We start from the raw sequence: 24,731 nt of genomic DNA, 5'->3' as shown, positions 1-24,731 counted from the left end.
GTGCGCACTCGTCTGCTCCCGCTGCTGATCGTCCTGATGGCGGCCGTGCTGCTCGCGCTCGGCGTGCCGCTCGCCGTCAGCCTGGCCGGCGCCCAGCAGCAGAAGGTCGTCGTGGACCGCATCGACGACACCGCGCGGTTCGCGGCCCTCGCCCAGTTCGTCACCGACTCGCCCGACGGGACCGCCGGAGCGTTCGAGAACGAGCGCCTGGCGACGCTCAGCAGCGAACTCGACAGCTACCACGAGGTCTACGGCATCCGGGCCGGTGTCTTCTACCGCAGCGGCAGGGCCATGGCCCACGCCCCGGCCAGGTGGTCCCTGCCGGAGGAGGGCGAGGTGCGCGAGGCCTTCGACGAGGCGCTGCTCAGCCGCCGCAGCCACGACCCGCGGCAGGTGTGGCCCTGGCAGCGCCGCAACCTCGTGGTCGCCTCGCCGGTCATCCGGGACGGGGACGTCGTCGCGGTCGTCGTCACCGACTCGCCCACCGGGCAGATGCGCTCGCGCACGCTGCACGGCTGGCTGGTCATCGGCGCGGGCGAGTCCGCCGCGATGCTGCTGGCCGTCGGCGCCGCCCTGCGGCTGACCGGCTGGGTGCTCAAGCCGGTGCGGGTCCTGGACGCCACCACCCACGACATCGCCACCGGGCGGTTGAAGTCCCGGGTCGCCGCCGCCGGCGGGCCACCGGAGCTCCGCCGCCTGGCCCGGTCGTTCAACGAGATGGCGGACAACGTCGAGGACGTACTGGAGCAGCAGCGCGCCTTCGTCGCCGACGCCTCGCACCAGCTGCGCAATCCGCTCGCGGCGCTGCTGCTCCGTATCGAGCTGCTCTCCTTCGAACTGCCCGAGGGCAACAAGGAGATCGCCTCGGTCCAGGCCGAGGGCAAGCGCCTCGCGCAGGTCCTGGACGATCTGCTCGACCTGGCGCTGGCCGAGCACACCGAGGCCGACCTGAAGATCACCGACATCGGCGCGCTCGCCGCCGAACGCGTCGCGGCCTGGGCCCCGACCGCCGAGGCCAAGGGCGTACGGCTGGTGGGCGACTGCCCGCCCACGACCGCGTGGGCCGACCCGGTCGCGCTCTCCAGCGCGCTGGACGCGGTCATCGACAACGCGGTGAAGTTCACGCCCGAGGACCAGACCGTCGAGGTGGGCGTCGCCTCCAACGGCAACACCTCCACCATCGTCGTCACCGACCATGGTCCCGGCCTCACCGACGAGGAACTGGCCCGCGTCGGCGACCGCTTCTGGCGCAGCGGCCGGCACCAGAACATCAAGGGCTCGGGCCTCGGACTGTCCATCTCCCGGGCGCTGCTCGCGGCCGGCGGCGGCTCGCTCGCCTACGAGCGCAACGAGCCGCACGGACTCCGGGTGACCCTGCGGGTGCCCAGGTCGGGGCCTACGGCTTGACCGACTGGTAGTAGCGCTGGGCGCCGACGTGCAGTTGGAGCGGGTCGGTGTAGATCGCCGTGCGGACGTCGACCAGCTGGGCGGAGTGGACGGTCGCGCCGATGCCGTCCCGGCTGTCGATCACCGTGCGGGTCAGCCACTCGGTGAGCCGCGGATCCATGTCGTTGCGCGTGACCAGCAGGTTGGACACCGCCAGGGTGGGCACCGGATCGCCGCGCTGGATGGTGGGGTAGGCCGACTCGGGCATCTTGGTGGCGCGGTAGTACCGCGTGGCACCGCCCTGGTCGTGCAGCTTGGCCACGAGCCGGGCGTCGATCGGCACGAACCGGAAGGCCGACGCCGACTTCTTGGCCAGCCGGCTTAGTCCGTCCGTGGGCAGCCCGCCCGACCAGAAGAACGCGTCGAGGCCGTGCCCCAGTCGCTTCGGCCCGGTGTCGATGCCGTCCGACGACGGCTTGATGTCCTTCTCCGGGTCGATCCCGGCCGCCTTGAGCACGCCGTTCGCGATCAGCCGCACACCGGAGTCGGGCAGCCCTATGGCCACCCGCTTGCCGCGCAGGTCGGCGACGGAGCGGATGTCCGAGTCCGGCGGCACGACCAGCTGGACGTAGTCGTCGTACAGGCGCGCGACACCGCGCAGCCGGTCGGCGCCCGTGCTGTTGTCGAACTTGTACGTGGCGACCGCGTCGGCCGCGGCGATCGCGAAGTCGGCCTTGCCCGTCGCCACGTCCGCGACGTTCTCCTGCGAACCGGCACTGGTCAGCAGCCGCACCTTCAGATCGGGCATGTCCCTGTCGATCTCGGCGCGCAGGAGCTCGCCGTACTCGTGGTACACCCCCGCGCGCGTGCCGGTGCTGAACCTGATCGTCCCGGACGGCGGCTCCTCGGCCCAGGGGCGCAGCCACCACAGCAGCAGCCCGAGGACCACGAGGGAGGCGGCACCGCCCTGCAGGGCCCGGTGCCTGCCGATTCGGGGGAGCGTCCTGGACATGCGCGAGATCCTGCCAGCCCCGGGGCCGGTCTGACCAGGGCGGGTCCCCGCGGCCGGGCGGACCGGGTGTCAGTGGCGGCCACTACAGTCGCCGTCATGAGCTCCTCGCCCGCTGACCTGGTCCGTGAATTCCACCGCGCCTTCGGCCTGGACGCCCGCAGCACCCCGACGGAGATCTCCCCGGAACTCGCCGCCCACCGCGGCGAACTCCTCGCGGAGGAGGCAGCGGAGGTCGCCGAGGTGTCGGTGACGGGCCCGCTGGACCGGCTCGCGCACGAGCTGGCGGACCTCGTCTACGTCGCGTACGGCACCGCCCTCGTCCACGGCATCGACCTCGACGCGGTGCTGGCCGAGGTCCACCGCTCCAACATGACCAAGATCGGCCCCGACGGCTCCGTCTCCCGCCGTGCGGACGGCAAGGTCCTCAAGGGCGAGCACTACGAGGCACCGGATGTGCAGGGGGTGCTGCGGAAGCAGGGCTGGGCGCCGGGCGGGGGCGAGTGACCTGAGCCGTCCCGGCGGACGACTCACCTGCACATCTGAAGACACCTGGATACTCGAGTGCACCTGGATACCCGAGTGCACCTGGATACCGGAGTCCACACGGCACCCGAGTCGCCCGGGCACCCGAGTCCACCTGGACACCCGAGTCCACCTGGACACCCGTCCCGCCCGGACACCCGTCGCGCCCGGCACCGCTGCCTCAGTCGGCGACCGGAGCCTCCGCTTCCGCCGCCCGGGGCGCGCGCTCCGGCCGGTCGGGCTCCCGGCGTCGGCTCCACCAGGTTGCCACCGGCTCCGTGTACCGCGCGGTGAGCGGCCCCAGGACGACCAGGATCAGGACATACGCCGTGGCCAACGGGCCGAGGGACGGTTCGATGCCGGCCGAGACCGCGAGCCCCGCGATGACGATCGAGAACTCGCCGCGGGCGACCAGCGCGCCACCGGCCCGCCAGCGGCCCTTGACGGACACCCCGGCCCGCCGGGCGGCCCAGTAGCCGGTGGCGATCTTCGTCAGCGCGGTGACGACGGCCAGGCCCAGGGCCGGCAGCAGGACGGGCGGGATGCTCGACGGGTCGGTGTGCAGCCCGAAGAAGACGAAGAAGACCGCCGCGAACAGGTCACGCAGAGGGCTCAGCAGGGTGTGCGCACCCTCCGCCACCTCGCCCGACAACGCGATGCCCACGAGGAAGGCCCCCACCGCCGCCGATACCTGGAGCTGCTGGGCGACACCGGCGACCAGGATCGTCAGGCCCAGCACGACCAGCAACAGCTTCTCCGGATCGTCACTGGAGACGAACCGTGAGATGACCCTGCCGTAGCGCAGGGCCAGGAACAGCACCAGCCCCGCCGCGCCGAGCGCGATCGCCAGGGTCACGCTCCCGGCCATCAGGCCGACCCCCGCCACCAGCGCCGTCACGATGGGCAGGTACACCGCCATCGCCAGGTCCTCCAGCACCAGCACGCTGAGGATCACCGGCGTCTCGCGGTTGCCGACCCGGCCCAGGTCGCCGAGCACCTTCGCGATCACGCCGGACGACGAGATCCAGGTGACCCCGGCCAGGACGACGGCGGCCACCGGTCCCCAGCCGAGCAGCAGCGCCACCGCCGCCCCCGGCAGGGCGTTGAGCGCGCAGTCGACCAGACCGGACGGGTAATGGGTCTTGAGGTTGGAGACCAGGTCGGTCGCCGTGTACTCAAGGCCCAGCATCAACAGCAGCAGGATGACGCCGATCTCGGCGCCCGTGGCGATGAACTCCTCGCTCGCGCCCAGCGGCAGCAGACCGCCCTCGCCGAACGCCAGGCCGGCCAGGAGGTACAGCGGTATGGGCGACAGCCGGAAACGCGCGGCGAACCGGCCGAGCAGGCCGAGGCCGAGGATGATGGAACCGAACTCGATCAACAGGACCGCGGAGTGCACCGGCTCACTCCCGCTCGAGTATCGTCGCGGCCGCGTCGACGCCCTCACGGGTGCCGACCACGATCAGCGTGTCACCGCCCGCCAGCCGGAAGTCGGGCGCCGGCGACGGGATCGCCTCGGCCCGGCGCAGCACGGCCACGACCGACGCGCCCGTGTCGGTCCGCATCCGTGTGTCGCCCAGCACCCGCCCGTTCCAGCGCGAGGTCGCGGCCACCTCGACGCGCTCGGCGACCAGTCCCAGGTCCGTGGTGTACAGCAGGCTCGGGCTGTGGTGCGACGGCTTCAGCGCGTCGATCAGCGATCCCGCCTCCGAACTGGTCAGCCGCAGCGAGTGCGCGCAGGAGTCGGGATCGTCGGCCCGGTACACGTTCACCGTGCGCGTGCCGTCGCGGTGTGCCACCACCGACAGATGGCGGTGTTCCCGGGTCTCCAGGTCGTACTGGACCCCGATACCCGGCAGCGGCGTCGCCCTCAGGCGCGGTGCTGACACGTTTCTTTCCCCTAGTCCGTGTGGTGTGTGGTGCTGTGTGTCGGTGTGGTGACCGGTGTCGATCATCGAGTGGTCGACTCCGCATGCTGCCATCCGGCCGTACGGTGACGACATGGGTGTCGTGACGGATATACGCGGCGGCCGGCCGCCGGAGAGGGTGGAGGGGGCGATGTCGTACGCGAAGGCCGGAAGGGGTGGATCCAGGCACGTGTCGTTGTTCTGGCGGATCTTCTCGCTCAACGCCGCGGGCCTGGTCGTGGCCACCGCGCTGCTGCTCGGCCCGGTCACCGTCTCCACCCCGGTCCTGGCGGGCGAGGCGGTCGTCCTGCTCGGCGGCCTGGCGCTGCTGCTCGCGGGCAACGCCCTCGTGCTGCGCTTCGGCCTCGCGCCCCTGCAACGCCTGGACCGGGCCATGGCCACCGCCGACCTGCTGCGTCCGGGATCCCGCCCGGTGGTCGCCGGCCCGGCGGAGACGGCCGGGCTGATCACGACGTACAACACGATGCTCGACCGGCTGGAGGCCGAGCGGGCCACGGGCGCCGCCCGGGCGCTCTCCGCGCAGGAGAGCGAACGGCACCGGATCGCCCGGGAACTCCACGACGAGGTCGGGCAGACCCTGACCGCCGTCCTCCTCCAGCTCAAGCGCGTCGCGGACCGGGCCCCCGAGGACCTGCGCGAGGAGGTGGGCCAGGCGCAGGAGGCCACCCGGGCAGGACTCGACGAGATCCGCCGCATCGCCCGCCGGCTGCGCCCCGGTGTCCTGGAGGAGCTGGGGCTGGCCAGCGCCCTGCGCTCGCTCGCCGCCGAGTTCACCACCCATGGGCTGACCGTGCGCCACCACGTCACCGGCGACCTCCCCGCCCTGACTCCGGAATCCGAACTCGTCGTCTACCGGGTGGCCCAGGAAGGCCTCACCAACACCGCCCGGCACGCCGGCGCCGACCGGGCCGAACTCCGGCTCCAGCCGGTGCCCGGCGGTGTCGAGCTCCTCGTACGCGACAACGGCACGGGCCTCGGTGCCGCATCCGAGGGCGCCGGGATCACGGGGATGCGGGAACGCGCCCTCCTGGTCGGCGCCACCCTCACCGTCGAGCCGGCACCGGGCCGGGGCACCGAGGTGCGGCTGCGCGTCCCCGTGACCGAAGCACCCCGCTGAACCGAAGGACCCCGCTGATGTCCACCCCGATCCGCGTCCTGCTCGCCGACGACCACACCCTCGTGCGCCGAGGCGTGCGGCTCATCCTCGACGGGGAGCCGGACCTGACCGTGGTCGCCGAGGCGGGGGACGGGGCAGAGGCCGTCGCGCTCGCCCGGGAGACCCCCGTCGACCTGGCCGTCCTGGACGTGGCCATGCCCCGCATGACCGGCCTCCAGGCGGCCCGCGAGCTGTCCCGTCGCCTGCCCGGCCTGCACATCCTGATCCTGACGATGTACGACAACGAGGAGTACTTCTTCGAGGCGCTCCGCGCCGGCGCCAGCGGCTACGTCCTCAAATCCGTCGCCGACCGCGACCTGGTCGAGGCCTGCCGGGCGGCCGTGCGCGACGAGCCCTTCATCTACCCGGGCGCCGAGCGGGCCCTCGTCCGCTCCTACCTGGAGCGGCTGCGCCGGGGTGACGGCCTGCCGGAACGCGCCATCACCGTGCGCGAGGAGGAGATCCTGAAGCTGGTCGCCGAGGGGCACACCTCGAAGGAGATCGCCGAACTGCTCTTCATCAGCGCCAAGACGGTCGAACGCCACCGCGCCAACCTCCTGCAGAAGCTCGGCATGCGCGACCGCCTGGAGCTGACCCGGTACGCGATCCGGGCCGGCCTGATCGAGCCGTGAGCCCGCGGCCCGGTTGTCCACAGGCGACCGAGCCACTTCCGCCGACCGCCTACCCTTGTCCCCATGAGCAGCATCGACCGGAGCCAGTCAGTGGGCGGCACGCGCACGTACGAGGTACGCACCTACGGGTGCCAGATGAACGTCCACGACTCCGAGCGATTGGCCGGGCTGCTGGAGGACGCGGGATACGTCCGCGCCCCCGAGGGCGCCGACGCGGCCGACGTCGTCGTCTTCAACACCTGCGCGGTGCGGGAGAACGCCGACAACAAGCTGTACGGCAACCTCGGCCACCTCGCGCCGAAGAAGGCCGCCCGCCCCGGCATGCAGATCGCGGTCGGCGGCTGCCTGGCGCAGAAGGACCGGGACACCATCGTGAAGAAGGCGCCCTGGGTGGACGTCGTCTTCGGCACGCACAACATCGGCAAGCTGCCCGTCCTGCTGGAGCGCGCCCGCGTCCAGGAGGAGGCGCAGGTCGAGATCGCCGAGTCCCTGGAGGCGTTCCCGTCGACGCTGCCGACGCGCCGCGAGAGCGCCTACGCGGCCTGGGTCTCGATCTCCGTCGGCTGCAACAACACCTGCACGTTCTGCATCGTCCCGGCCCTGCGCGGCAAGGAGAAGGACCGCCGCCCCGGGGACATCCTCGCCGAGATCGAGGCCCTGGTCGCCGAGGGCGTCTGTGAGGTCACCCTGCTCGGGCAGAACGTCAACGCGTACGGCTCCGACATCGGCGACCGCGAGGCCTTCAGCAAGCTGCTGCGCGCCTGCGGGAAGATCGACGGCCTGGAGCGCGTCCGCTTCACCTCCCCGCACCCCCGCGACTTCACCGACGACGTCATCGCCGCCATGGCCGAGACGCCGAACGTGATGCCGCAGCTGCACATGCCGCTCCAGTCCGGCTCCGACCCGGTCCTGAAGGCGATGCGCCGCTCCTACCGCCAGGAGCGCTTCCTCGGGATCATCGAGAAGGTCCGCGCCGCCATCCCGCACGCCGCGATCAGCACGGACATCATCGTGGGCTTCCCCGGCGAGACCGAGGAGGACTTCGAGCAGACGCTGCACGTGGTGCGCGAGGCCCGCTTCGCCCAGGCCTTCACCTTCCAGTACTCCAAGCGGCCCGGCACCCCGGCCGCCGAGATGGACGGCCAGATCCCCAAGAAGGTCGTCCAGGAGCGCTACGAGCGTCTGGTCGCCCTCCAGGAGGAGATCTCCTGGGAGGAGAACAAGAAGCAGGTCGGCCGCACGCTGGAGCTGATGGTCGCCGAGGGCGAGGGCCGCAAGGACGACACCACCCACCGCCTGTCCGGCCGCGCCCCCGACAACCGCCTGGTCCACTTCACCAAGCCGGACCAGGAGGTCCGCCCCGGTGACGTGGTCACGGTCGAGATCACCTACGCCGCCCCGCACCACCTCCTCGCCGAGGGCCCCGTCCTCGACGTGCGCCGCACGCGCGCGGGCGACGCCTGGGAGAAGCGGCACGCGGCCGAGCAGGCCAAGCCGGCCGGGGTGATGCTGGGCCTGCCGAAGATCGGCGCCCCGGAGCCCCTGCCCGTCGCGGCGAGCGGCTGCGGCTGCGACTGATCCCGGACGCAGACGGCGCCCCCAGGAGGCGGGGCGCCGCCGTGGTCGGCGTGCGTGCGGGCCGACCCTGAGAGTTACCCTGCCGATCATGCTTGTCGCCGCCGCTGTCTGCCCCTGCCCGCCCCTGCTGGTTCCCGAGGTCGCCGCGGGCGCCGCTCCGGAGCTGGACGCCGCGCGAGCCGCCTGCAGGGACGCGCTGGGTGTGCTCGCCGCCGCCCGGCCCGGCCGGCTCGTGGTCGTCGGGCCGGTGGACGGCGCCGGGCTCGAACCGTATCCGCAGGGCACACCGGGGTCGTTCCGCGGCTTCGGCGTCCACCTCGACGTACGCCTGGGTCCGGGCGAGGGCGCCGACGCGGAACGGCCCCTGCCGTACGCGCTGGCGGTGGCCGCCTGGCTGCTGGAGCGGACCGGGTGGTCCGACGCCCCGGTCGAAGGGCTCGGCGTGGGGGACGAACTCGCGCCGGCACGGTGTGTCCGGACGGGCAGGGACGTCGCCGAACGGGCCGAGCGGGTGGCCCTCCTGGTGATGGGCGACGCCAGCGCGTGCCGGACGCTCAAGGCCCCGGGCTATCTCGACGAACGGGCGGCGCCCTTCGACGCGGAGGTCGCGCGTGCGCTGGGCACGGCGGACCCGGCCGCGCTCGCCGCGCTGGACACCGGGCTCGCCCACGAGCTGAAGGTGTCCGGCCGAGCCCCCTGGCAGGTCCTGGCGGGCGCGGCCGAGGGCGCGGGCCTCGGCGGATCACTGCTGTACGAGGACGCGCCGTACGGAGTGGGATACCTCGTCGCCGCCTGGTCGTAGCCGTTCTTCGGTGGGACCGACGGCGGCGGCTCCGAGTGCCCTGGCCCGGGAAACGGCGGACGGCCGGGAGCGCTCGTGCTCCGCGGCCGTCCGCCGTTGTGCCCTTCAGTGTGCCGTTGTGCGTTCAGGAAGCGGGCGGTGGTGCGTCCGGCGGCGGTGTCGTGCCGCTGGTGCCGGGCGGCGGGGTGGTGCCGCTGGTGCCGGGCGGCGGCGTCGTTCCGCCCGCGTCCCGTGCGCTGTCGCCCTTGTGCGCGAGTCGGTCCATGGCGCCCTTGGCCCTGCCCGTGCCCGACTGGATCCTGTCGCTGTACTTGCCCTTGGTCCTCTTGTCGACGACCTGCGCGGCCTTGTCGAGACCGTGCTGGATCTTGTCCTCGTGCCGCTGCGCGAGGTCCGAGACCTTGCCCTTGGCCGGGCCCAGCTTGGCCTTCACGTTGTCCAGGAGACCCATGGTTCACCTTCCCTCGCGCGGGGCGCTCAGGTACGGGCGCCCTCGCCGGCCTCGTTGTCGGCCGCCTTGTCGGAGGACTGCTGCTTGGGGATGTCGACGCCTTCGGTCCCGGTGACCTCGGCGCCGGCCTCGGCGGCGGGCTTGTCCGCTCCCGTGGCTCCGTCAGCACCCTTCGCCTCCGCAGCCTCGGCCGCCTCCTCCGCCTCGGACCCGGCCTTCGCCGTGTCGGCCTGTGCCTCGGCGGCAGACGACGCCTCCGTTGTGGCCTTCGACCGCCGGAGAAGTCGTGCAAAAACGCCCATATCCACTCCATACGTTACTCGTGCGGGCGAAATCCCGCGTTGCCCGGTGCGTCCGTTTGCGCGGCCCGGGCCACCGCCTCTGCGATCCGGCGGCAGGAACCTCGCAACGGGCAACGACCCCGGGGCCGTGGCGTCACGTAACTCGTTCGAGAGCCGGGTGGGAGGTTTGCGAGACTGGGGCGGTGAGCAGTGCACCCCCCGCCCCCCGCGTCATCGCCGTCGTCGGTCCAACTGCGGCCGGAAAGTCCGATCTGGGCGTCTTCCTGGCCCAGCGTCTCGGCGGCGAGGTCGTCAACGCCGACTCCATGCAGCTCTACCGAGGGATGGACATCGGCACCGCCAAGCTGACGCCCGAGGAGCGGGGCGGAGTCCCGCACCACCTCCTGGACATCTGGGACGTGACCGTCACGGCGTCCGTCGCCGAGTACCAGCGCCTGGCCCGGGAGCGGATCGAGGCGCTGCTCGCCGAGGGCCGCTGGCCGATCCTGGTCGGCGGCTCGGGGCTCTACGTGCGCGGGGCCGTCGACAACCTGGAGTTCCCCGGCACCGACCCCGAGGTCCGCGCCCGCCTGGAGGAGGAACTCACCCTGCGCGGCTCGGGAGCGCTGCACGCCCGCCTGGCCGCCGCCGACCCCGAGGCCGCTCGCGCGATCCTGCCGAGCAACGGCCGCAGGGTCGTCCGCGCCCTGGAGGTGATCGAGATCACCGGCAGGCCGTTCACCGCCAACCTCCCCGGTCATGACTCGGTGTACGACACGCTCCAGATCGGCGTCGACGTGGCCCGCCCCGAGCTGGACGAGCGCATCGCGCGCCGGGTCGACCGGATGTGGGACGCCGGTCTCGTCGACGAGGTGCGCGCACTGGAGGCGCAGGGGTTGCGTGAAGGGCGTACGGCCTCGCGCGCGCTGGGCTACCAGCAGGTGCTCGCGGCGCTCGCCGGGGAGTGCACTCTCGACGAAGCGCGGGCCGAGACCGTGCGTGCCACCAAGCGCTTCGCGCGCCGTCAGGATTCATGGTTCAGGCGGGATCCGCGGGTGCACTGGTTGAGTGGGGCGGCGGCCGACCTCACGGAACTTCCGCAGCTCGCGCTGTCCTTGGTCGAACGACCGGTTACAGCCTGATCACGTCATGGCATCGGGACGCCCAGGCCGTCATCCGGTCCTTCGGCGGCGTGCCATCATCGAGCTTCGATCGACCGAGTTGAGTCCTAGTTGGGAGGGCGCGTGGCGATGGAGGCCGGCCCTCGCGACACCGCACAGAGCACCGATCACATCACCGCCGAGCGGGATGAGCCGGGGCACGAGGACGGACCGGAGCAGGAGACGGACCGCCTCAGCTCCGACGGGCCCGACGAGACGCCGAGTGTGACGGACGACGGCCCCGAGCCCGACGAGATGTTCGCGGGCGAGGTCGAGGTCGAACTGCGCCCGCAGCGCAGGCTGCGCATCTGGCAGCTCGCGCCCATCGTGGGCCTGGCCGCCCTCGGCTCCCTGATGTTCGCGTTCCCGCTCGCCTTCGACTTCGGCGACAGCGGGGCCGTCATCGCCATGCTCGGCCTGCTGATCTGCTCCTGCGCGGCCGGCTGGGGCATGATGGCGGCCCGCCGCGTCGGCTACACCTGGCCGGGCCTGCCGGCGAAGGGCTCGGGCCGCAGACCGGACTGGCGTGTCGTCCTGGCGTACGCCGTGATGGTGGCCGCGGTGGTCGTCCTGGCCGTGTGGCGGGTGGCCCGGCTCCGCTGAAGGCGCCCCGTCAGGGACGCGGGGAACCGCGCGACCAGCCACCCCCTACCCGCAGGCGACCACCACCCCGGCCCCTCCCCGTGCGGCGCGCCGTACGATCGAGGGCATGAGCACCCGGATCGCCTTCCTCAAGGGTCACGGCACCGAGAACGACTTCGTGATCGTCCCGGACCCCGAGAACGTCATCGACCTGCCCCCGGCCGCCGTCGCAGCCCTCTGCGACCGCCGCGCGGGCATCGGCGGCGACGGGCTGCTGCACGTCGTGCGATCCGCGGCGCATCCCGAGGCCACGGGCATGGCGGCCGAGGCGGAGTGGTTCATGGACTACCGCAACGGCGACGGCTCGATCGCCGAGATGTGCGGCAACGGCGTGCGGGTGTTCGCGCGCTACCTCCAGCGCGCCGGGCACGTGACCGAGGGGGACCTCGCCGTCGCCACGCGCGGGGGCGTGAAGACCGTCCACATCGCCAAGGACGGTGACGTCACCGTCGGCATGGGCAGGGCACTGCTCCCCGAGGGCGACGTCACGGTGAGCGTCGGCGAGCGCAGCTGGCCCGCGCGCAACGTCAACATGGGCAACCCGCACGCGGTGGCCTTCGTCGACGACCTCGCGCACGCCGGCGACCTGTACTCCCCGCCGCCCTTCAGCCCGGCCACCGCGTACCCGGACGGGGTGAACGTCGAGTTCGTCGTCGACCGCGGCCCCCGGCACGTCGCGTTGCGCGTGCACGAGCGCGGCGCCGGCGAGACCCGCTCGTGCGGCACGGGCGCGTGCGCGGTCGCCGTGGCCGCCGCCCGCCGCGACGGCGCCGACCCGGCGGTCACCGGCACCCCGGTGACGTACACCGTGGACGTCCCCGGTGGCACCCTCGTGATCACCGAGCGCCCCGACGGCGAGATCGAGATGACGGGCCCGGCGGTGATCGTGGCCGAGGGCGAGATCGACGCGGACTGGCTGGCGGCCGTCGCGGCCGCATGAGCAGGGCACAACAGGCCCGCGGCAGCGGTGTGCCCCCTGGCCGGTCGACGTGAAACAGCCGTTGATAATCGGCCACTTGGCGAGAAGTGGACCTCCTCGGCCCGGATGCATGGGGGTACAAACCTCACATTCGTCCCTCGAATGGGTGATCAGTTTCACGCTCGGCGAGAGGCGGTCTGCCGCGCGTGGTGGGCTCGATAGCATCAAGCACCGGCCCGGACGGGGGACCGAAGCCGCCCCCTGAGCCGTGTCCGCCCTGGGGCACCCCGTCCGCCGGTTGACGCAGCCGGAGGTGCCCATGAGTGCGGAGGCCACGAATTCCGTGACCCCAGGCCCGATGCCGGGCGCGGTGTCGGGACCGGTGACGCCGACAGCCCCGCGCAGAAAGGCCCGCCCCCGGATCGACCTGCGCCGCCTCGGCAGAGCCGCGCTGCTCGGCCCCGCCGCCCGCGACCGGCTGCCCGACGCCATCAGCCACGTCGTCGAGGCGCACCGCGCCCACCACCCCGACGCGGACCTCGAACCCCTGCGCCGCGCCTACGTCCTGGCCGAGTCCTCGCACCGCGGCCAGATGCGCAAGAGCGGCGAGCCGTACATCACGCACCCGCTCGCCGTGACGCTCATCCTCGCCGAACTCGGCGCCGAGACGACGACGTTGACCGCGTCCCTGCTCCACGACACCGTCGAGGACACGGACGTGACGCTCGACCAGGTACGCGACCAGTTCGGCGAGGAGGTCCGCTACCTCGTCGACGGCGTCACCAAACTCGAGAAGGTCGACTACGGCGCCGCCGCCGAACCCGAGACCTTCCGCAAGATGCTCGTCGCCACCGGCAACGACGTCCGCGTCATGTCGATCAAACTCGCCGACCGGCTGCACAACATGCGCACCCTCGGCGTCATGCGCCCCGAGAAACAGGAGCGCATCGCGAAGGTGACACGTGACGTGCTCATCCCGCTCGCCGAGCGGCTCGGCGTCCAGGCGCTCAAGACGGAACTGGAGGACCTGGTCTTCGCGATCCTGCACCCCGAGGAGTACGCGCACACCAGGGAGCTGATCGTCCGCAACGCCGGCCGCGCGGACGACCCGCTCGCCGAGGTCGCCGACGAGATGCGCACCGTCCTGCGCGAGGCGGACATCCCGGCCGAAGTCCTCATCCGGCCCCGCCACTTCGTCTCCGTGCACCGGGTCTCACGCAAACGCGGCCGGCTCCGCGGCTCCGACTTCGGCCGCCTGCTGGTCCTGGTGAACGAGGACGCCGACTGCTACGGCGTCCTGGGTGAACTCCACACCTGCATGACGCCAGTGGTCTCGGAGTTCAAGGACTTCATCGCCGTACCGAAGTTCAACCTCTACCAGTCGCTGCACACCGCCGTCGCCCGCGAGGACGGCCAGGTCGTCGAAGTCCTCATCCGCACCCACCAGATGCACAAGGTCGCCGAGGCCGGAGTCGTCGCCCTCGGCAACCCGTACGCGCCCGCCCCCGACGACCCGGCCGACGGCGAGCGCGTCGACCCCACCCGCCCCGGCTGGCTCTCCCGGCTCCTCGACTGGCAGGAGGCGGCACCCGACCCCGACCACTTCTGGTCGACCCTGCGCGAGGACCTCGCCCAGGACCGCGAGATCACCGTCTTCCGGCCCGACGGGGGCACGCTCGGCCTGCCCGAGGGGGCGACCTGCGTGGACGCCGCGTACGCGCAGTACGGGGAGGACGCGCACGCGTGCATCGGCGCCCGCGTCAACGGCCGCCTGGCGACCCTGAGCACGGTTCTGAAGGACGGCGACACCGTCCAGCTCCTCATGGGTCAGGACCCGGCCTCCGAGCCCTCCCCGGAGTGGCTGGAGCACGCCCACACGCCCGCGGCCCGGATCGCCATCCAGCGGTGGCTCGCCGCCCACCCGGCGCAGGCCGAGGCCCAGCGGACCGACGCGCACGCGCAGGACGCACAGGGCCGGGCATCAAACCGGCCGGCCGCCGGCGTACCCGACCCGGACGCGGCCGCCGAGCAGCCCGCCGCACGGCCCGCCGCGGGCAACGTCCTCACGGACCGGCCCGGCGCGGCCGTCCGGCTCGCCCGGTGCTGCACTCCCGTACCGCCCGACGAGATCGCGGGCTTCGCCGTACGCGGGGGAGCGGTCACCGTGCACCGCGCCGAGTGCGCCGCGGTGGCGCGCATGCGCGACGGAGGGCGTGCGGAGGTCGACGTGCGCTGGGGGGAGGCCACCGAGTGCCGGGTCACGCTCGTCGCCGAATCGTTCGTCCGTCCCCATCTGCTCGCGGACCTCACCGAGGCCATGGCCCTCGAAGGCGCCGAGATCGTCTCCGCGACCGTCGAGCCCCCGACCCAGCAGCAGGTGCGCCACACATACACCGTGGAGCTCCCGGACGCCGCCAACCTGCCGGCCCTCATGCGCGCCATGCGCAACGTGGCCGGGGTCTACGACGTGAGCCGGGCGCAGCCGCAGCCTCAGGGCGGCTGAGGCGGCAGGCGGCGCAGGCCCCGGTCCCCGGTTCGGGTGGGCCGGGCGCGCGTCGTCCGTGCCGCGCCCGCGCGCGCTGATAGCCGTGGGGCATGCCCCCGACCCCCCACCGCCAGGCCGCCACCCCCACCCATCGGCGCCGGACGGCCGCCGCCCTGCTCGCCCCGGCCGTCTCCGTCAGCCTCCTCGCCGCGAGCGCCCCCGCCGTCCCCCTCGGCGTCGGCGACCGCCTCTTCCCGCACCTCGGCAACCCCGGCTACGACGTCGCCTCGTACGACCTCTCCTTCACCTACCCCGGCAACAACGGCGAGCCGTTGCGCGCCGTCACCACCATCGACGCCTGGACCACCGCCGACCTGGACCGGATCAACCTGGACTTCGCCCACGGCACCGTCCACTCGATCGAGGTCGACGGCGAGCCCGCCGCGTACCGGACCGCCGGCGAGGACCTGGTGATCACGCCCGAGGACTCCGTGTCGGACGGCAACTGGATGCGGATCACCGTGCGGCACACCAGTGACCCCGTCCCGGCCAAGGGCCGTGAGGGCGGCTGGGTGCGCACGGCGGACGGCCTCGCCATGGCCAACCAGGCCGACGCCGCGCACCTGGTGTTCCCCTGCAACGACCATCCCTCCGACAAGGCGATGTTCACCATCCGGGTCACCGCGCCCGACGGCCACACGGCCGTGGCCAACGGCCTGCCCGCCGGCGTCGACCGGTCCGGCGGCGCGACCACGTGGACGTACCGCACGCAGCACCCCATGGCCACCGAACTCGCCCAGGTCTCCATCGGCCGCTCCACCGTGCTGCACCGCACCGGCCCGCACGCCCTGCCCATCCGGGACGTCGTACCGACCCGGTACCGCAGGGCCCTCGAACCCTGGCTGGAGAAGACCCCCGGCCAGCTCGCCTGGATGGAGAGCAAGGTCGGCCGCTACCCCTTCGAGACGTACGGCCTGCTCATGGCCGACGCCTCCACCGGCTTCGAACTGGAGACCCAGACGCTCTCCCTCTTCGAGCGGGAGCTCTTCACCGACCCCGCCCACCCCGCCTGGTACGTCGAATCGATCATGGTCCACGAGCTGGCCCACCAGTGGTTCGGTGACAGCGTCACCCCCCGCACCTGGTCCGACCTGTGGCTCAGCGAGGGCCACGCCACCTGGTACGAGGCGCTCTACGCCGAGGAACAGGCCGGCAAGCCGATGCGGGACCGCATGAAGGCCGCGTACGGCGCCTCCGACCGCTGGCGCGCCGCAGGCGGACCGCCCGCCGCCCCCAAGGCCCCGGAGCCCGGCCGCAAGACCGGCATCTTCCGGCCCAACGTCTACGACGGCGCCGCGCTCGTCCTGTACGCCCTGCGCCAGGAGATCGGCCGCCCGGCCTTCGAACGCCTGCAACGCGCCTGGGTCGGCCGCCACCAGGACGACAACGCCACGACCGAGGACTTCGTCCGGCTCGCCGCCGAGATCTCCGGCCGCGACCTGGACGGCTTCTTCCAGGGCTGGCTGTACGGCGAGCGGACCCCGCCGATGCCGGGGCACCCGGAGTGGAAGGCGGAGACGCCCGCGAAACCGGCCGCGCCCGCGAAGCCGGCCGGGGCAGCTGTGCCTGCCGGAGCAGCGGCCCGATAACCCGGTGACGAGACGCCCCGTGTCGTGCGACCATCTTCAGGTCGGCGCGGCACCGAGCGCCGGGAATCTCCCGGAAGGCTCGTGCGTTGTCGACAGTGACGGGACGGCTCCGAGCGCTCCGTCACCCCAACGGTTTCCCAGCTACGTAAGGATCCAATGACCTCCTCTTCTTCCCCTTCCCAGGACACCAAGCGCTTCGCGCACAGCCACCCCGAGGGTCTTCGGGCCGATGCCCTGATGGAAGAGGACGTCGCCTGGAGCCACGAGATCGACGGAGAGCGGGACGGCGACCAGTTCGACCGCTCCGACCGCGCGGCTCTGCGCCGCGTGGCGGGCCTCTCCACCGAGCTCGAGGACGTCACCGAGGTCGAGTACCGCCAGCTCCGCCTGGAGCGGGTCGTCCTCGTCGGCGTCTGGACCACGGGGACCGTGCAGGACGCGGAGAACTCCCTCGCGGAGCTCGCCGCCCTCGCGGAGACGGCGGGCGCGCTGGTGCTCGACGGTGTGATCCAGCGCCGCGACAAGCCCGACGCGGCCACCTACATCGGCTCCGGCAAGGCCGAGGAGCTGCGGGACGTGGTCATCGAGACGGGCGCCGACACCGTCATCTGCGACGGTGAGCTCAGCCCGGGCCAGCTCATCCACCTCGAAGACGTCGTCAAGGTCAAGGTCATCGACCGTACGGCCCTGATCCTGGACATCTTCGCCCAGCACGCCAAGTCCCGAGAGGGCAAGGCGCAGGTCGCGCTCGCGCAGATGCAGTACATGCTGCCGAGGCTGCGCGGCTGGGGTCAGTCGCTGTCCCGGCAGATGGGCGGCGGCAAGGGCGGCGGCCTCGCCACCCGTGGCCCCGGTGAGACCAAGATCGAGACGGACCGGCGGCGGATCCGCGAGAAGATGGCGAAGATGCGCCGGGAGATCGCGGAGATGAAGACCGGCCGCGAGATCAAGCGCCAGGAGCGCAAGCGCCACAAGGTGCCGTCCGTGGCCATCGCGGGCTACACCAACGCGGGCAAGTCCTCCCTGCTCAACCGCCTCACGGGCGCGGGCGTGCTGGTGGAGAACGCGCTGTTCGCGACCCTCGACCCGACCGTGCGCCGGGCCGAGACCCCGAGCGGACGGCTGTACACGCTGGCCGACACGGTCGGCTTTGTGCGCCACCTGCCGCACCACCTGGTCGAGGCGTTCCGCTCCACGATGGAGGAGGTCGGCGAGTCCGACCTGATCCTGCACGTGGTGGACGGTTCGCACCCGAACCCGGAGGAGCAGCTGGCCGCCGTGCGCGAGGTGATCAGGGACGTCGGCGCCACCGACGTACCCGAGATCGTCGTGATCAACAAGGCGGACGCGGCCGACCCGCTGACGCTCCAGCGGCTGCTGCGCGTCGAGAAGCGCTCCATCGCCGTCTCGGCCCGCACCGGCCGGAACATCGACCAGCTGCTCGCTCTCATCGACAACGAGCTGCCCCGCCCGTCGGTCGAGATCGAGGCGCTCGTGCCGTACACGCACGGCAAGCTGGTCGCCCGTGCCCACGACGAGGGCGACGTGATCTCCGAGGAGCACACCCCGGAGGGCACCCTGCTCAAGGTGCGGGTCCACGAGGAACTGGCGGCGGAGCTCACGCCGTACGTTCCGGCACCCGCGCTGTGACATCCGCGCTCTGACGTCCGCGGCCTGATGTGAGAAGGCCCGCCCCCTGTCCGCAGGGAGCGGGCCTTCGGCGCGTCCGGGTCAGCGACCGCCGTACGTCCTGCTCATGTTCTGGTACAGCGCCTCGGCGTCCCGGCCCAACTGCGGGCCCGCCAGCCAGCTGTTGTCGGCCGGGCCGATCGAGGTGTTGGAGACCAGCACGGACTTGCCGTTCAGCACCCGGAACCAGCCGCCGCCGGACGAGCCGCCGGTCATGGTGCAGCCGATGCGGTACATCGTCGGCAGGGCCGGGGAGAGCGAGAACCGGCCGGGGACGTCCACGCACTTGAACATCTTCAGGCCGTTGTAGGGCGGCGCGGCCGGGTAACCCCAGGCGCCCATCTTGGCCGCCTCGGCGGCGGACGGGGCTGAGAAGTCCACGTCCAGCGCGGCGCCGACCGTCTCCTCCAGGGACTTCGCCCCCTGCTCGGGCTTCACGTGCAGCACGGCGTAGTCGTGGGCGGCGCCGTCGCCGCCGGTCTCCGAACCGCCCTGGATCCACTGGTTCGAGGTCGACGCCCAGTCCGCCCACCAGTTGCCGTACGGGGCGATCTCGGCCGGGTTCGCGTTGCTCAGCTCCGCCTCGGACTTGCCGAGGTCGTTGTAGGCCGGGACGAACACGATGTTGCGGTACCAGCCGCCGTTGCCGCCGGCGTGCACGCAGTGGCCCGCCGTCCACACCAGGTTGGACTTGCCCGGGTGGTTGACGTCCTTGATCACCGTGCCCGAGCAGACCGCCGGGCCGTCGGGGGAGTCGAAGAAGACCTTGCCGACCGGGGCCGCGTTGCGGTGGTACGGCGTCTTCTCGGGCTGCGCCCGGACGGGGGCCGGGTCCGGGTCGCTGACGCCCTGGCCGGCGGACGCGTCCTTCGTCGTGACCGTCTTGTTCGCCTCCTCGGCGGACCGCATCCGGTCCGGCTTCCAGAGGCCCTCGATCACCGGGTTGACGAAGTCCTTGGCCTCACTGAGCCACTTGTCCTTGTCCCAGTCCTTCCAGCCGCCGTCCTTCCAGCGGTCGACGTCGATGCCGTGCTCCTTGAGCTTGCCCGCGAGGTCGGCCGGGATCTGCACCTTGCCGCCGCCGTGCGCGGCGGCCTGCGAGGTGGTGGCGTCGGGCTTGTCGCTCGCCGGGTCCGCCGAACCGCCACAGGCGGTGGCGGTGAGCGCCAGGGCGGCGACGAGCCCGGTCGCGGCGAGCGCGGTACGCCGCCCGCGTCTCGGTGCCGCGGGCGTACGTGTGGAACGCATGGTGCGATGACCCCCGTTGTGCGTACGAATTCTGTGCTGCCGGATGGTGAGTGAGCCAGGGGTGGTGGGTTGGGTACTTCGGCGGGGCGCGGGGGTGCGTTCGGAGGGCGCCGAGCGTGACGCCGGTGTGAACGCGCCGGGCGCGTTCCTGGGAGGAGGGCGCCCGGCGCGTTGCCGATTGCGCCGGGCGCCCCTCCACCGCGCAATGTCCGGCAGGCGTTGACCGGCCGGCCGAGGGTTCGGCAGGCGTTAACAGGCCGGCTGAGGGTCCGGCAGGCGTTAAGAGGCCGGCTGAGGCGCTGGCAGGCGTTAAGAGGCTGGCCGAGGGTCCGGCAGGCGTTAACCGGTCGGCCGAGGGCCTCGGCAGGCGCCCTCCGGCCCGCCGAGGAACTCACCGGCCCGCCGAGGGGTTCGGCAGGCGCCCAGCGGTCGGCCGAAGAGTCCGGCCCGGCCCGCGCTCACCGACCCGCGAACTTCTCGCTCACCGAGTCGTACACGCCCTTCGCGGCCTCACCCAGCCGCGGTCCGGCCAGCCACCCCGACGTCACCGGGCCGATCGAGGTGTTGGACACCAGCGCCGGCTTGCCGTCCGCGCCCTCCGCGACCCAGCCGCCGCCCGACGAACCGCCGGTCATGGTGCAGCCGATGCGGTACATCGTCGGATCCGACGCGGTGACCGACAGTCGTCCGGGCCGGTCCTGGCACCGGTACAGCTTCTGCCCGTCGTACGGCGGCGCGGCCGGGTAGCCGATCGCCGTGACGCGGTCGGCCTTCGGTACGGCGGGCGCCTCGAAGTCCACCGGCAGCGCCGAACCGACCGTCTCCTCCAGCGACTTGCCGCCGCTGCCCTTTTCCGGCGTCACATGGATGACCGCGAAGTCGTACGGAGCGCCGTCCCCGCCCGTCGAACCGCCCTGCTCGATCCACTGGTCCGAGGTCTGCGCCCAGTCACCCCACCAGACGCCGTACGGTGCGACGTCCTCACGGGTGGCGTTCTCCAGCTCCGCGACCGACTTGCCGTCGTCGTTGTACGACGGCACGAACGCGATGTTGCGGTACCAGCCGCCCTTCTTGCCCGCGTGCACGCAATGGCCCGCCGTCCACACCAGGTTGGACTTGCCCGGGTGGGCCGGGTCCTGCACCACCGTCGCCGAGCAGACGGCCGAGCCCTTGGGGGAGTCGAAGAACACCTTCCCGGCCGTGGGAACGGCGGCGTGGTACGACGGCGGCACCGCCTGCGCCTCGACCGGCGCGGGCGTGGGGTCGGTGACGCCCTGGTCACCCGAGAGGTCACCGTCGTCGACGCCCTGGTCCGGCTCCTCGGCCTCGCGCATGCGGTCCGGGTCCCAGAGCCCCTCGATGATGGGGTTGATGTACTCGTGGGCCTCGCGCAGCCAGTCGTCGCGGTCCCAGTTCTTCCAGGCGCCGTTCTTCCACTTGTCGATGTCGATCCCGTGCTCGCGGAGCCGGTCCCTGATGTCGTCCGGGATCCTGAGCTTGCCGTCGTCGGAGGCGGTGGCGGATGCGGAGGCCTCCCCGCCCGCCGCGGCGTCCCCCGACTCGCAGGCGGTGGCGGTCAGCGCGAGCGCCGAGGCGAGGGCCACGGCGGCCAGCACGGGGGAGTTCCTGCGGCGCGGCCTCCCCCCTGGACCGGTGGTGGACGACGGCCGTGTGGATCGCATGATCTGACTCCCCCTGATATGGACGAACATGGACGACACCGGTGCTTCGGCCGCCGTTCTCCACCGCTGTACGGGGACTTCGGGCCGACTCACCGCGTCCGGGAACGGCACCACACCCTATGGGGTGGCTGTGGGGGAGGACCGACGGAACAGCAACAGTTCCGTCACGGAAAGGATCTTGAGACAACCCGTACGGGATCCGGAGTGGAACGGTGTCCGAGCGGGCAGGTCCCGTTCGCGCAGGTCCCGTTCGCGCAGGACAGGGGGGCCATGGCAGGAAGTCCCGACAGGCGACGACGTGAGGTGCTGCTGCTCGCGGCCGGAACCGTCCTCGGGGCCGCCGTGGGCGCGCTGACGAACCTGGTCACCGCCACCTGGAACTGGTGGCTCTTCGGCGCGCTGCTCCTGCTGGTCACGCTCGCCGCCCTGAGGGCCGCGCTGGTCCCGGGCGGCAGTCCCGCCGCGGGCGACTCCGCTCCGGTCACGGATCCGACGGCCGGAGCGATGGCCCGAACACACTGCCGCCGGGCGCGGCGGTGTTCGCCGGCCGTGACAACGAGCTGGACCGGCTGCTGACCGCCGAGCCGCCCGCCACCGCGACACGACCTCTCGTCTGTCTCGTCACGGGCCGCTCCGGCAGCGGCAAGACGGAGCTCGCCGTCCAGGCGGCCCACCGGCTCGGGGAGCGTTACCCGGGCGGGCGGCTCTTCGTGGGGTACCGCAGCAACACGGGGCCGGCGGGCCACGTTCGCCCGGAGGACGTTCTCGCCGCGGTGCTGGTCACCGTCGGAGCGGCTCCGGCGACGACCGACTTCGACCTGGACAGCATGACTACGCAGTGGCGCACCGCGGTCGGGGACAGACCGTTCCTGATGGTCGCCGAGCCGACCCCGCCCGCCCTGCGTGCCGAGCCGCACCGACCATCGCAACGAGGCGTACTGCGCCGGCGAAGTCGCCACGAACCTCTACCACCTGGCTGACTACCCGACGGCCCGCGCCAGGATGCTGCGGGCCGTCGCCCTCCACCGGGACCGGGACCAGTGGCGCGGAGAGGCCAACGGGCTCGGAGTGCTCGGGATGATCAACAGGGCCACCGGCGACTACGCGGAGGCGCGGGACAGGCTCTCCGAGGGCTGCGCATCTACCAGGAGCAGGGGAACCAGCGGAACGAGGCGTGGATCCTCATCGAACTCGGCACCATCGACCGCCTCACCGGAGACCACGACAGCGCCGAGGACCGTTTCCGCGCGGCCCTGCGGATCAACTCCGTCGCGTCGGACCGCAACGGCCGTGCCTGGGCGCGACGCGAGATCGGAATCGTGAGACGGATCCAGGGCCGTCACACCGAGGCCCAGGACCTCCTCGAAGAGGCTCTGGAGGAGTTCAGGAGCCTGCACAGCGAGCGGAACATCGCGGACGTGCTCGTCGAGCTCTGCACGCTCCACAGGGTCAAGGGCGAGCACGCTGCCGCACGGGAACGAGGCGTTGCCGCACTCCACAAGTACCAGGAGCTGGGAAACCTCCGAGGTGCGGCCTGGGCGGAAGTCGAACTGGGCGTCGTCGACGCGCGGACCGGCGAACCGACGTCCGCCGCCGACCGCTTCGAGCGCGCCCGTACGACATAAGGACCTGGAACGGGCCCTGTCGGAGTACACCGACCTCGGCGCGGCACAGGTCGCGGAGGTCCGTGACCTTCTCGGAAGGTGAGACGTCCCGTCGGACATCTCGGGCTCGCAGCGGGACCTCGCCGGGTCATGCCGCGACAAGGATCTTGCAGGATCTTGAGGGAACCCGTAACCGCGTGAGCGGTCCGGGGTTGGTAGCGGTGGGGGTCCGGCTGTCTGCACGCCGCCCTCTGTGCCCGTGCCCAGTGGGAGGTCAGGGAAGTCGTGGCGGAATCCACCCATGGGGAATGCGCGCCGGAGGAGGCCGCTGTGGGGCGTATGCCGGTGAAGGCCCTGCCCGACGGTGCCGTCGACGACGCCGCACCCGGTGCGCGCTCCGCGCACGAGGGAATCCTGCGCCGTCAGTCCGCGCGCGAGTCCGCGGCCCGGACCTACGCCCGAGCCCTGCCGATCGTGCCCGTACGGGCACGGGGACTCACCATCGAGGGCGCGGACGGCCGCCGCTACCTGGACTGCCTCTCGGGCGCCGGCACGCTCGCGCTCGGGCACAACCACCCGGTCGTGCTGGACGCCATCCGCAAGGTCCTCGACTCCGGCGCGCCCCTGAACGTCCTCGACCTCGCCACACCCGTCAAGGACGCCTTCATCACCGAGCTGTTCCACACCCTGCCGCCAGGGCTCGCCGGTCGGGCACGCGTACGGTTCTGCGGACCGGCCGGCAGCGACGCCGTGGAGACCGCCTGCGAACTCGTACGTGCGGCGACCGGGCGGACCGGCCTCATCGCGTTCACCGGCGCCGGACACGGAAGGGCACCCGGACCGCTCGACGCGTCCGCCGGCCCCCTCGACCAGGTCGTCCGCCTGCCCTACCCGCAGGACTACCGCTGCCCGTTCGGTGTCGGGGGCGAACGCGGGGCCGACCTCGCCGCCCATTGGACCGCATCCGTGCTCGACGACCCCGGCTCCGGCGTGCCGGCGCCCGCCGGGATGATCGTCGAGCCCGTCCCGGGCGAGGGCGGGGTGATCCCCGCACCGGACACCTGGCTGCGGCGCATGCGGCAGCTCACGGCCGACCGGTCCGTCCCGCTGATCGTCGACGAGATCGAGACGGGCGTCGGACGGACCGGCGCCTTCTGGGCCGTGGAGCACAGCGGCGTGACCCCCGACGTGATGGTCCTCTCCAAGGCCATCGGAGGCAGCCTGCCGCTGGCCGTCGTCGTCCACCGCGACGACCTCGACGCCTGGGAACCCGGCGCCGACACCGGCCCCTTCCGCGGCAACCAGCTCGCCATGGCCGCCGGCACGGCGACCCTCGCCCACGTCCGGGAGAACCGTCTCGCCGAGCGCGCGGCGGCACTCGGCGCGCGGATGCTCGACCAACTCCAGGAGCTGGCCCGGGAGTTCCCGTGCGTCGGGGATGTGCGGGGGCGGGGTCTGATGATCGGTGTCGAGCTGGTGGATCCGCAGGCGGAGCCGGACGCCGGGCGAGGAGCCGGGGCCGCGGGAGACGGCGAAGGGGATCCGCCGGTGACCGCGGACAGCCCGCGCCGGCCGCATCCCGCCGCCCCCGACCTGGCCGCCGATGTGCAGAGGGAGTGCCTGCGGCGCGGCCTCATCGTCGGACTCGGCGGCCGTCACGCGAGCGTCGTACGGCTGCTGCCGCCCCTGACGATCACCGACGAACAGGCGGTCGCCGTGCTGGACCGTCTGGCCGACGCCGTCCGGGCCGCGGCACGGCGCCGTGAGGTCACGCGGCAGCAGCGCCGTACCCGCGAGTGAGCTGCGGCAGCGCGCGAGTTCACGCATGAGCGACCACGTCGCGAGACTTCGCACTCCCACGGGCGCGCCATGCCGCACCCCTCGGCGCGCAGACCACCCCGACCG

The 24,731-nt window shown here is 72.5% G+C and carries 23 protein-coding genes and 1 pseudogene; 17 read left to right on the top strand and 7 right to left on the bottom strand.

Features of this window, described 5'->3' with window-relative positions; genetic code table 11:
- Positions 1 to 1,407, top strand: coding sequence for a sensor histidine kinase (locus ACSUPV_RS10495; RefSeq protein WP_436947368.1), 1,407 nt, complete (start codon positions 1 to 3; stop codon positions 1,405 to 1,407).
- Here the strand turns inward: ACSUPV_RS10495 and ACSUPV_RS10490 are convergent.
- Positions 1,397 to 2,398 carry a TAXI family TRAP transporter solute-binding subunit gene (locus tag ACSUPV_RS10490; RefSeq protein ID WP_037761536.1) on the bottom strand — a complete coding sequence of 334 codons (1,002 nt, stop codon included), beginning with the start codon at positions 2,396 to 2,398 and terminating at the stop codon, positions 1,397 to 1,399. The genes ACSUPV_RS10495 and ACSUPV_RS10490 overlap by 11 nt on opposite strands.
- 96 nt (positions 2,399 to 2,494) lie before the next feature.
- Between ACSUPV_RS10490 and ACSUPV_RS10485 the strand changes: the two genes are divergently transcribed.
- Positions 2,495 to 2,902 carry a MazG nucleotide pyrophosphohydrolase domain-containing protein gene (locus ACSUPV_RS10485; protein WP_037761539.1) on the top strand — a complete coding sequence of 136 codons (408 nt, stop codon included), beginning with the start codon at positions 2,495 to 2,497 and terminating at the stop codon, positions 2,900 to 2,902.
- Between the two features lie 199 nt (positions 2,903 to 3,101).
- Here ACSUPV_RS10485 and ACSUPV_RS10480 read toward each other — a convergent pair whose 3' ends face one another.
- Both ACSUPV_RS10480 and ACSUPV_RS10475 read right to left on the bottom strand, forming a co-directional pair.
- Complete coding sequence (locus tag ACSUPV_RS10480) at positions 3,102 to 4,319, bottom strand: cation:proton antiporter (RefSeq protein ID WP_436947367.1); 1,218 nt, start codon at positions 4,317 to 4,319, stop codon at positions 3,102 to 3,104.
- A 4-nt stretch (positions 4,320 to 4,323) separates the two neighbouring features.
- Entirely contained in the window at positions 4,324 to 4,809 is a 486-nt protein-coding gene (locus tag ACSUPV_RS10475) for a cation:proton antiporter regulatory subunit (RefSeq protein ID WP_031116938.1), read from the bottom strand.
- Between the two features lie 112 nt (positions 4,810 to 4,921).
- Here ACSUPV_RS10475 and ACSUPV_RS10470 point away from each other — a divergent pair, with 112 nt between their 5' ends.
- The 4 genes from ACSUPV_RS10470 (at position 4,922) to ACSUPV_RS10455 (ending at position 9,016) form a co-directional block, all read left to right on the top strand.
- Positions 4,922 to 5,965: a sensor histidine kinase gene (locus ACSUPV_RS10470; RefSeq protein WP_037761692.1), complete on the top strand. Its 1,044-nt coding sequence runs from the start codon at positions 4,922 to 4,924 to the stop codon at positions 5,963 to 5,965.
- A gap of 17 nt (positions 5,966 to 5,982) precedes the next feature.
- On the top strand, positions 5,983 to 6,636 hold the full coding sequence (locus ACSUPV_RS10465) for a response regulator (protein ID WP_037761542.1): 654 nt from the start codon (positions 5,983 to 5,985) through the stop codon (positions 6,634 to 6,636).
- 63 nt (positions 6,637 to 6,699) lie between these two features.
- Positions 6,700 to 8,214, top strand: coding sequence for a tRNA (N6-isopentenyl adenosine(37)-C2)-methylthiotransferase MiaB (gene miaB, locus ACSUPV_RS10460; RefSeq protein ID WP_037761545.1), 1,515 nt, complete (start codon positions 6,700 to 6,702; stop codon positions 8,212 to 8,214).
- An 88-nt stretch (positions 8,215 to 8,302) separates the two neighbouring features.
- Positions 8,303 to 9,016 carry a class III extradiol dioxygenase subunit B-like domain-containing protein gene (locus tag ACSUPV_RS10455; RefSeq protein WP_037761547.1) on the top strand — a complete coding sequence of 238 codons (714 nt, stop codon included), beginning with the start codon at positions 8,303 to 8,305 and terminating at the stop codon, positions 9,014 to 9,016.
- 124 nt (positions 9,017 to 9,140) lie between these two features.
- Here ACSUPV_RS10455 and ACSUPV_RS10450 read toward each other — a convergent pair whose 3' ends face one another.
- Together ACSUPV_RS10450 and ACSUPV_RS10445 are read right to left on the bottom strand one after the other, a co-directional pair.
- Complete coding sequence (locus ACSUPV_RS10450; RefSeq protein WP_037761550.1) at positions 9,141 to 9,467, bottom strand: antitoxin; 327 nt, start codon at positions 9,465 to 9,467, stop codon at positions 9,141 to 9,143.
- A 26-nt stretch (positions 9,468 to 9,493) separates the two neighbouring features.
- The gene (locus ACSUPV_RS10445; RefSeq protein ID WP_359791413.1) at positions 9,494 to 9,769 is read right to left on the bottom strand and encodes a hypothetical protein; all 276 of its coding nucleotides are present in this window, start codon (positions 9,767 to 9,769) and stop codon (positions 9,494 to 9,496) included.
- A 182-nt stretch (positions 9,770 to 9,951) separates the two neighbouring features.
- Here ACSUPV_RS10445 and miaA point away from each other — a divergent pair, with 182 nt between their 5' ends.
- The 6 genes from miaA to hflX all read left to right on the top strand — a co-directional run bounded on the left by miaA (position 9,952) and on the right by hflX (position 18,253).
- Entirely contained in the window at positions 9,952 to 10,890 is a 939-nt protein-coding gene (gene miaA / locus ACSUPV_RS10440; RefSeq protein ID WP_031116931.1) for a tRNA (adenosine(37)-N6)-dimethylallyltransferase MiaA, read from the top strand.
- A gap of 108 nt (positions 10,891 to 10,998) precedes the next feature.
- Positions 10,999 to 11,511: a hypothetical protein gene (locus ACSUPV_RS10435; protein WP_037761556.1), complete on the top strand. Its 513-nt coding sequence runs from the start codon at positions 10,999 to 11,001 to the stop codon at positions 11,509 to 11,511.
- Between the two features lie 106 nt (positions 11,512 to 11,617).
- Positions 11,618 to 12,490 (top strand): diaminopimelate epimerase, encoded by an 873-nt coding sequence (gene dapF, locus ACSUPV_RS10430; RefSeq protein ID WP_031116929.1) that lies wholly within the window; start codon positions 11,618 to 11,620, stop codon positions 12,488 to 12,490.
- A gap of 298 nt (positions 12,491 to 12,788) precedes the next feature.
- Positions 12,789 to 14,972 carry a RelA/SpoT family protein gene (locus tag ACSUPV_RS10425; protein ID WP_436947366.1) on the top strand — a complete coding sequence of 728 codons (2,184 nt, stop codon included), beginning with the start codon at positions 12,789 to 12,791 and terminating at the stop codon, positions 14,970 to 14,972.
- A 92-nt stretch (positions 14,973 to 15,064) separates the two neighbouring features.
- Positions 15,065 to 16,603, top strand: coding sequence for a M1 family metallopeptidase (locus ACSUPV_RS10420; protein ID WP_436947365.1), 1,539 nt, complete (start codon positions 15,065 to 15,067; stop codon positions 16,601 to 16,603).
- Positions 16,604 to 16,759: 156 nt separating this feature from the next.
- A complete protein-coding gene (gene hflX / locus ACSUPV_RS10415; RefSeq protein ID WP_031116926.1) occupies positions 16,760 to 18,253 on the top strand; it encodes a GTPase HflX in 1,494 nt (497 codons plus the stop codon).
- A gap of 81 nt (positions 18,254 to 18,334) precedes the next feature.
- Here hflX and ACSUPV_RS10410 read toward each other — a convergent pair whose 3' ends face one another.
- The gene (locus tag ACSUPV_RS10410; RefSeq protein WP_436947364.1) at positions 18,335 to 19,540 is read right to left on the bottom strand and encodes a trypsin-like serine peptidase; all 1,206 of its coding nucleotides are present in this window, start codon (positions 19,538 to 19,540) and stop codon (positions 18,335 to 18,337) included.
- 458 nt (positions 19,541 to 19,998) lie between these two features.
- Positions 19,999 to 21,222, bottom strand: a complete 1,224-nt coding sequence (locus tag ACSUPV_RS10405) for a trypsin-like serine peptidase (RefSeq protein WP_037761564.1) — start codon at positions 21,220 to 21,222, stop codon at positions 19,999 to 20,001.
- 270 nt (positions 21,223 to 21,492) lie between these two features.
- On the opposite strand from ACSUPV_RS10405, the gene ACSUPV_RS10400 reads away from it, so the two are divergent.
- From ACSUPV_RS10400 to ACSUPV_RS10380, 5 genes and pseudogenes are all read left to right on the top strand, one after another.
- Positions 21,493 to 21,798 carry a hypothetical protein gene (locus ACSUPV_RS10400; protein ID WP_436947363.1) on the top strand — a complete coding sequence of 102 codons (306 nt, stop codon included), beginning with the start codon at positions 21,493 to 21,495 and terminating at the stop codon, positions 21,796 to 21,798.
- Positions 21,759 to 22,202: an AAA family ATPase gene (locus tag ACSUPV_RS10395; protein ID WP_436947362.1), complete on the top strand. Its 444-nt coding sequence runs from the start codon at positions 21,759 to 21,761 to the stop codon at positions 22,200 to 22,202. The genes ACSUPV_RS10400 and ACSUPV_RS10395 overlap by 40 nt, the downstream gene beginning before the upstream one ends.
- 22 nt (positions 22,203 to 22,224) lie before the next feature.
- Positions 22,225 to 22,302, top strand: a pseudogene (locus ACSUPV_RS10390) (hypothetical protein); the annotation flags it as partial.
- A gap of 53 nt (positions 22,303 to 22,355) precedes the next feature.
- Positions 22,356 to 22,847, top strand: a complete 492-nt coding sequence (locus tag ACSUPV_RS10385) for a tetratricopeptide repeat protein (protein ID WP_436949890.1) — start codon at positions 22,356 to 22,358, stop codon at positions 22,845 to 22,847.
- A 318-nt stretch (positions 22,848 to 23,165) separates the two neighbouring features.
- Positions 23,166 to 24,626, top strand: a complete 1,461-nt coding sequence (locus ACSUPV_RS10380) for a diaminobutyrate--2-oxoglutarate transaminase family protein (RefSeq protein WP_436949889.1) — start codon at positions 23,166 to 23,168, stop codon at positions 24,624 to 24,626.
- Positions 24,627 to 24,731 lie beyond the last annotated feature (105 nt).

It is taken from the genome of Streptomyces sp. SudanB52_2052, from assembly GCF_964272415.1.
Classification (GTDB): Bacteria; Actinomycetota; Actinomycetes; order Streptomycetales; family Streptomycetaceae; genus Streptomyces; species Streptomyces olindensis.
Note: the sequence above shows the minus strand (reverse complement) of the source record. Positions and strands in the feature narration are given on the sequence as shown.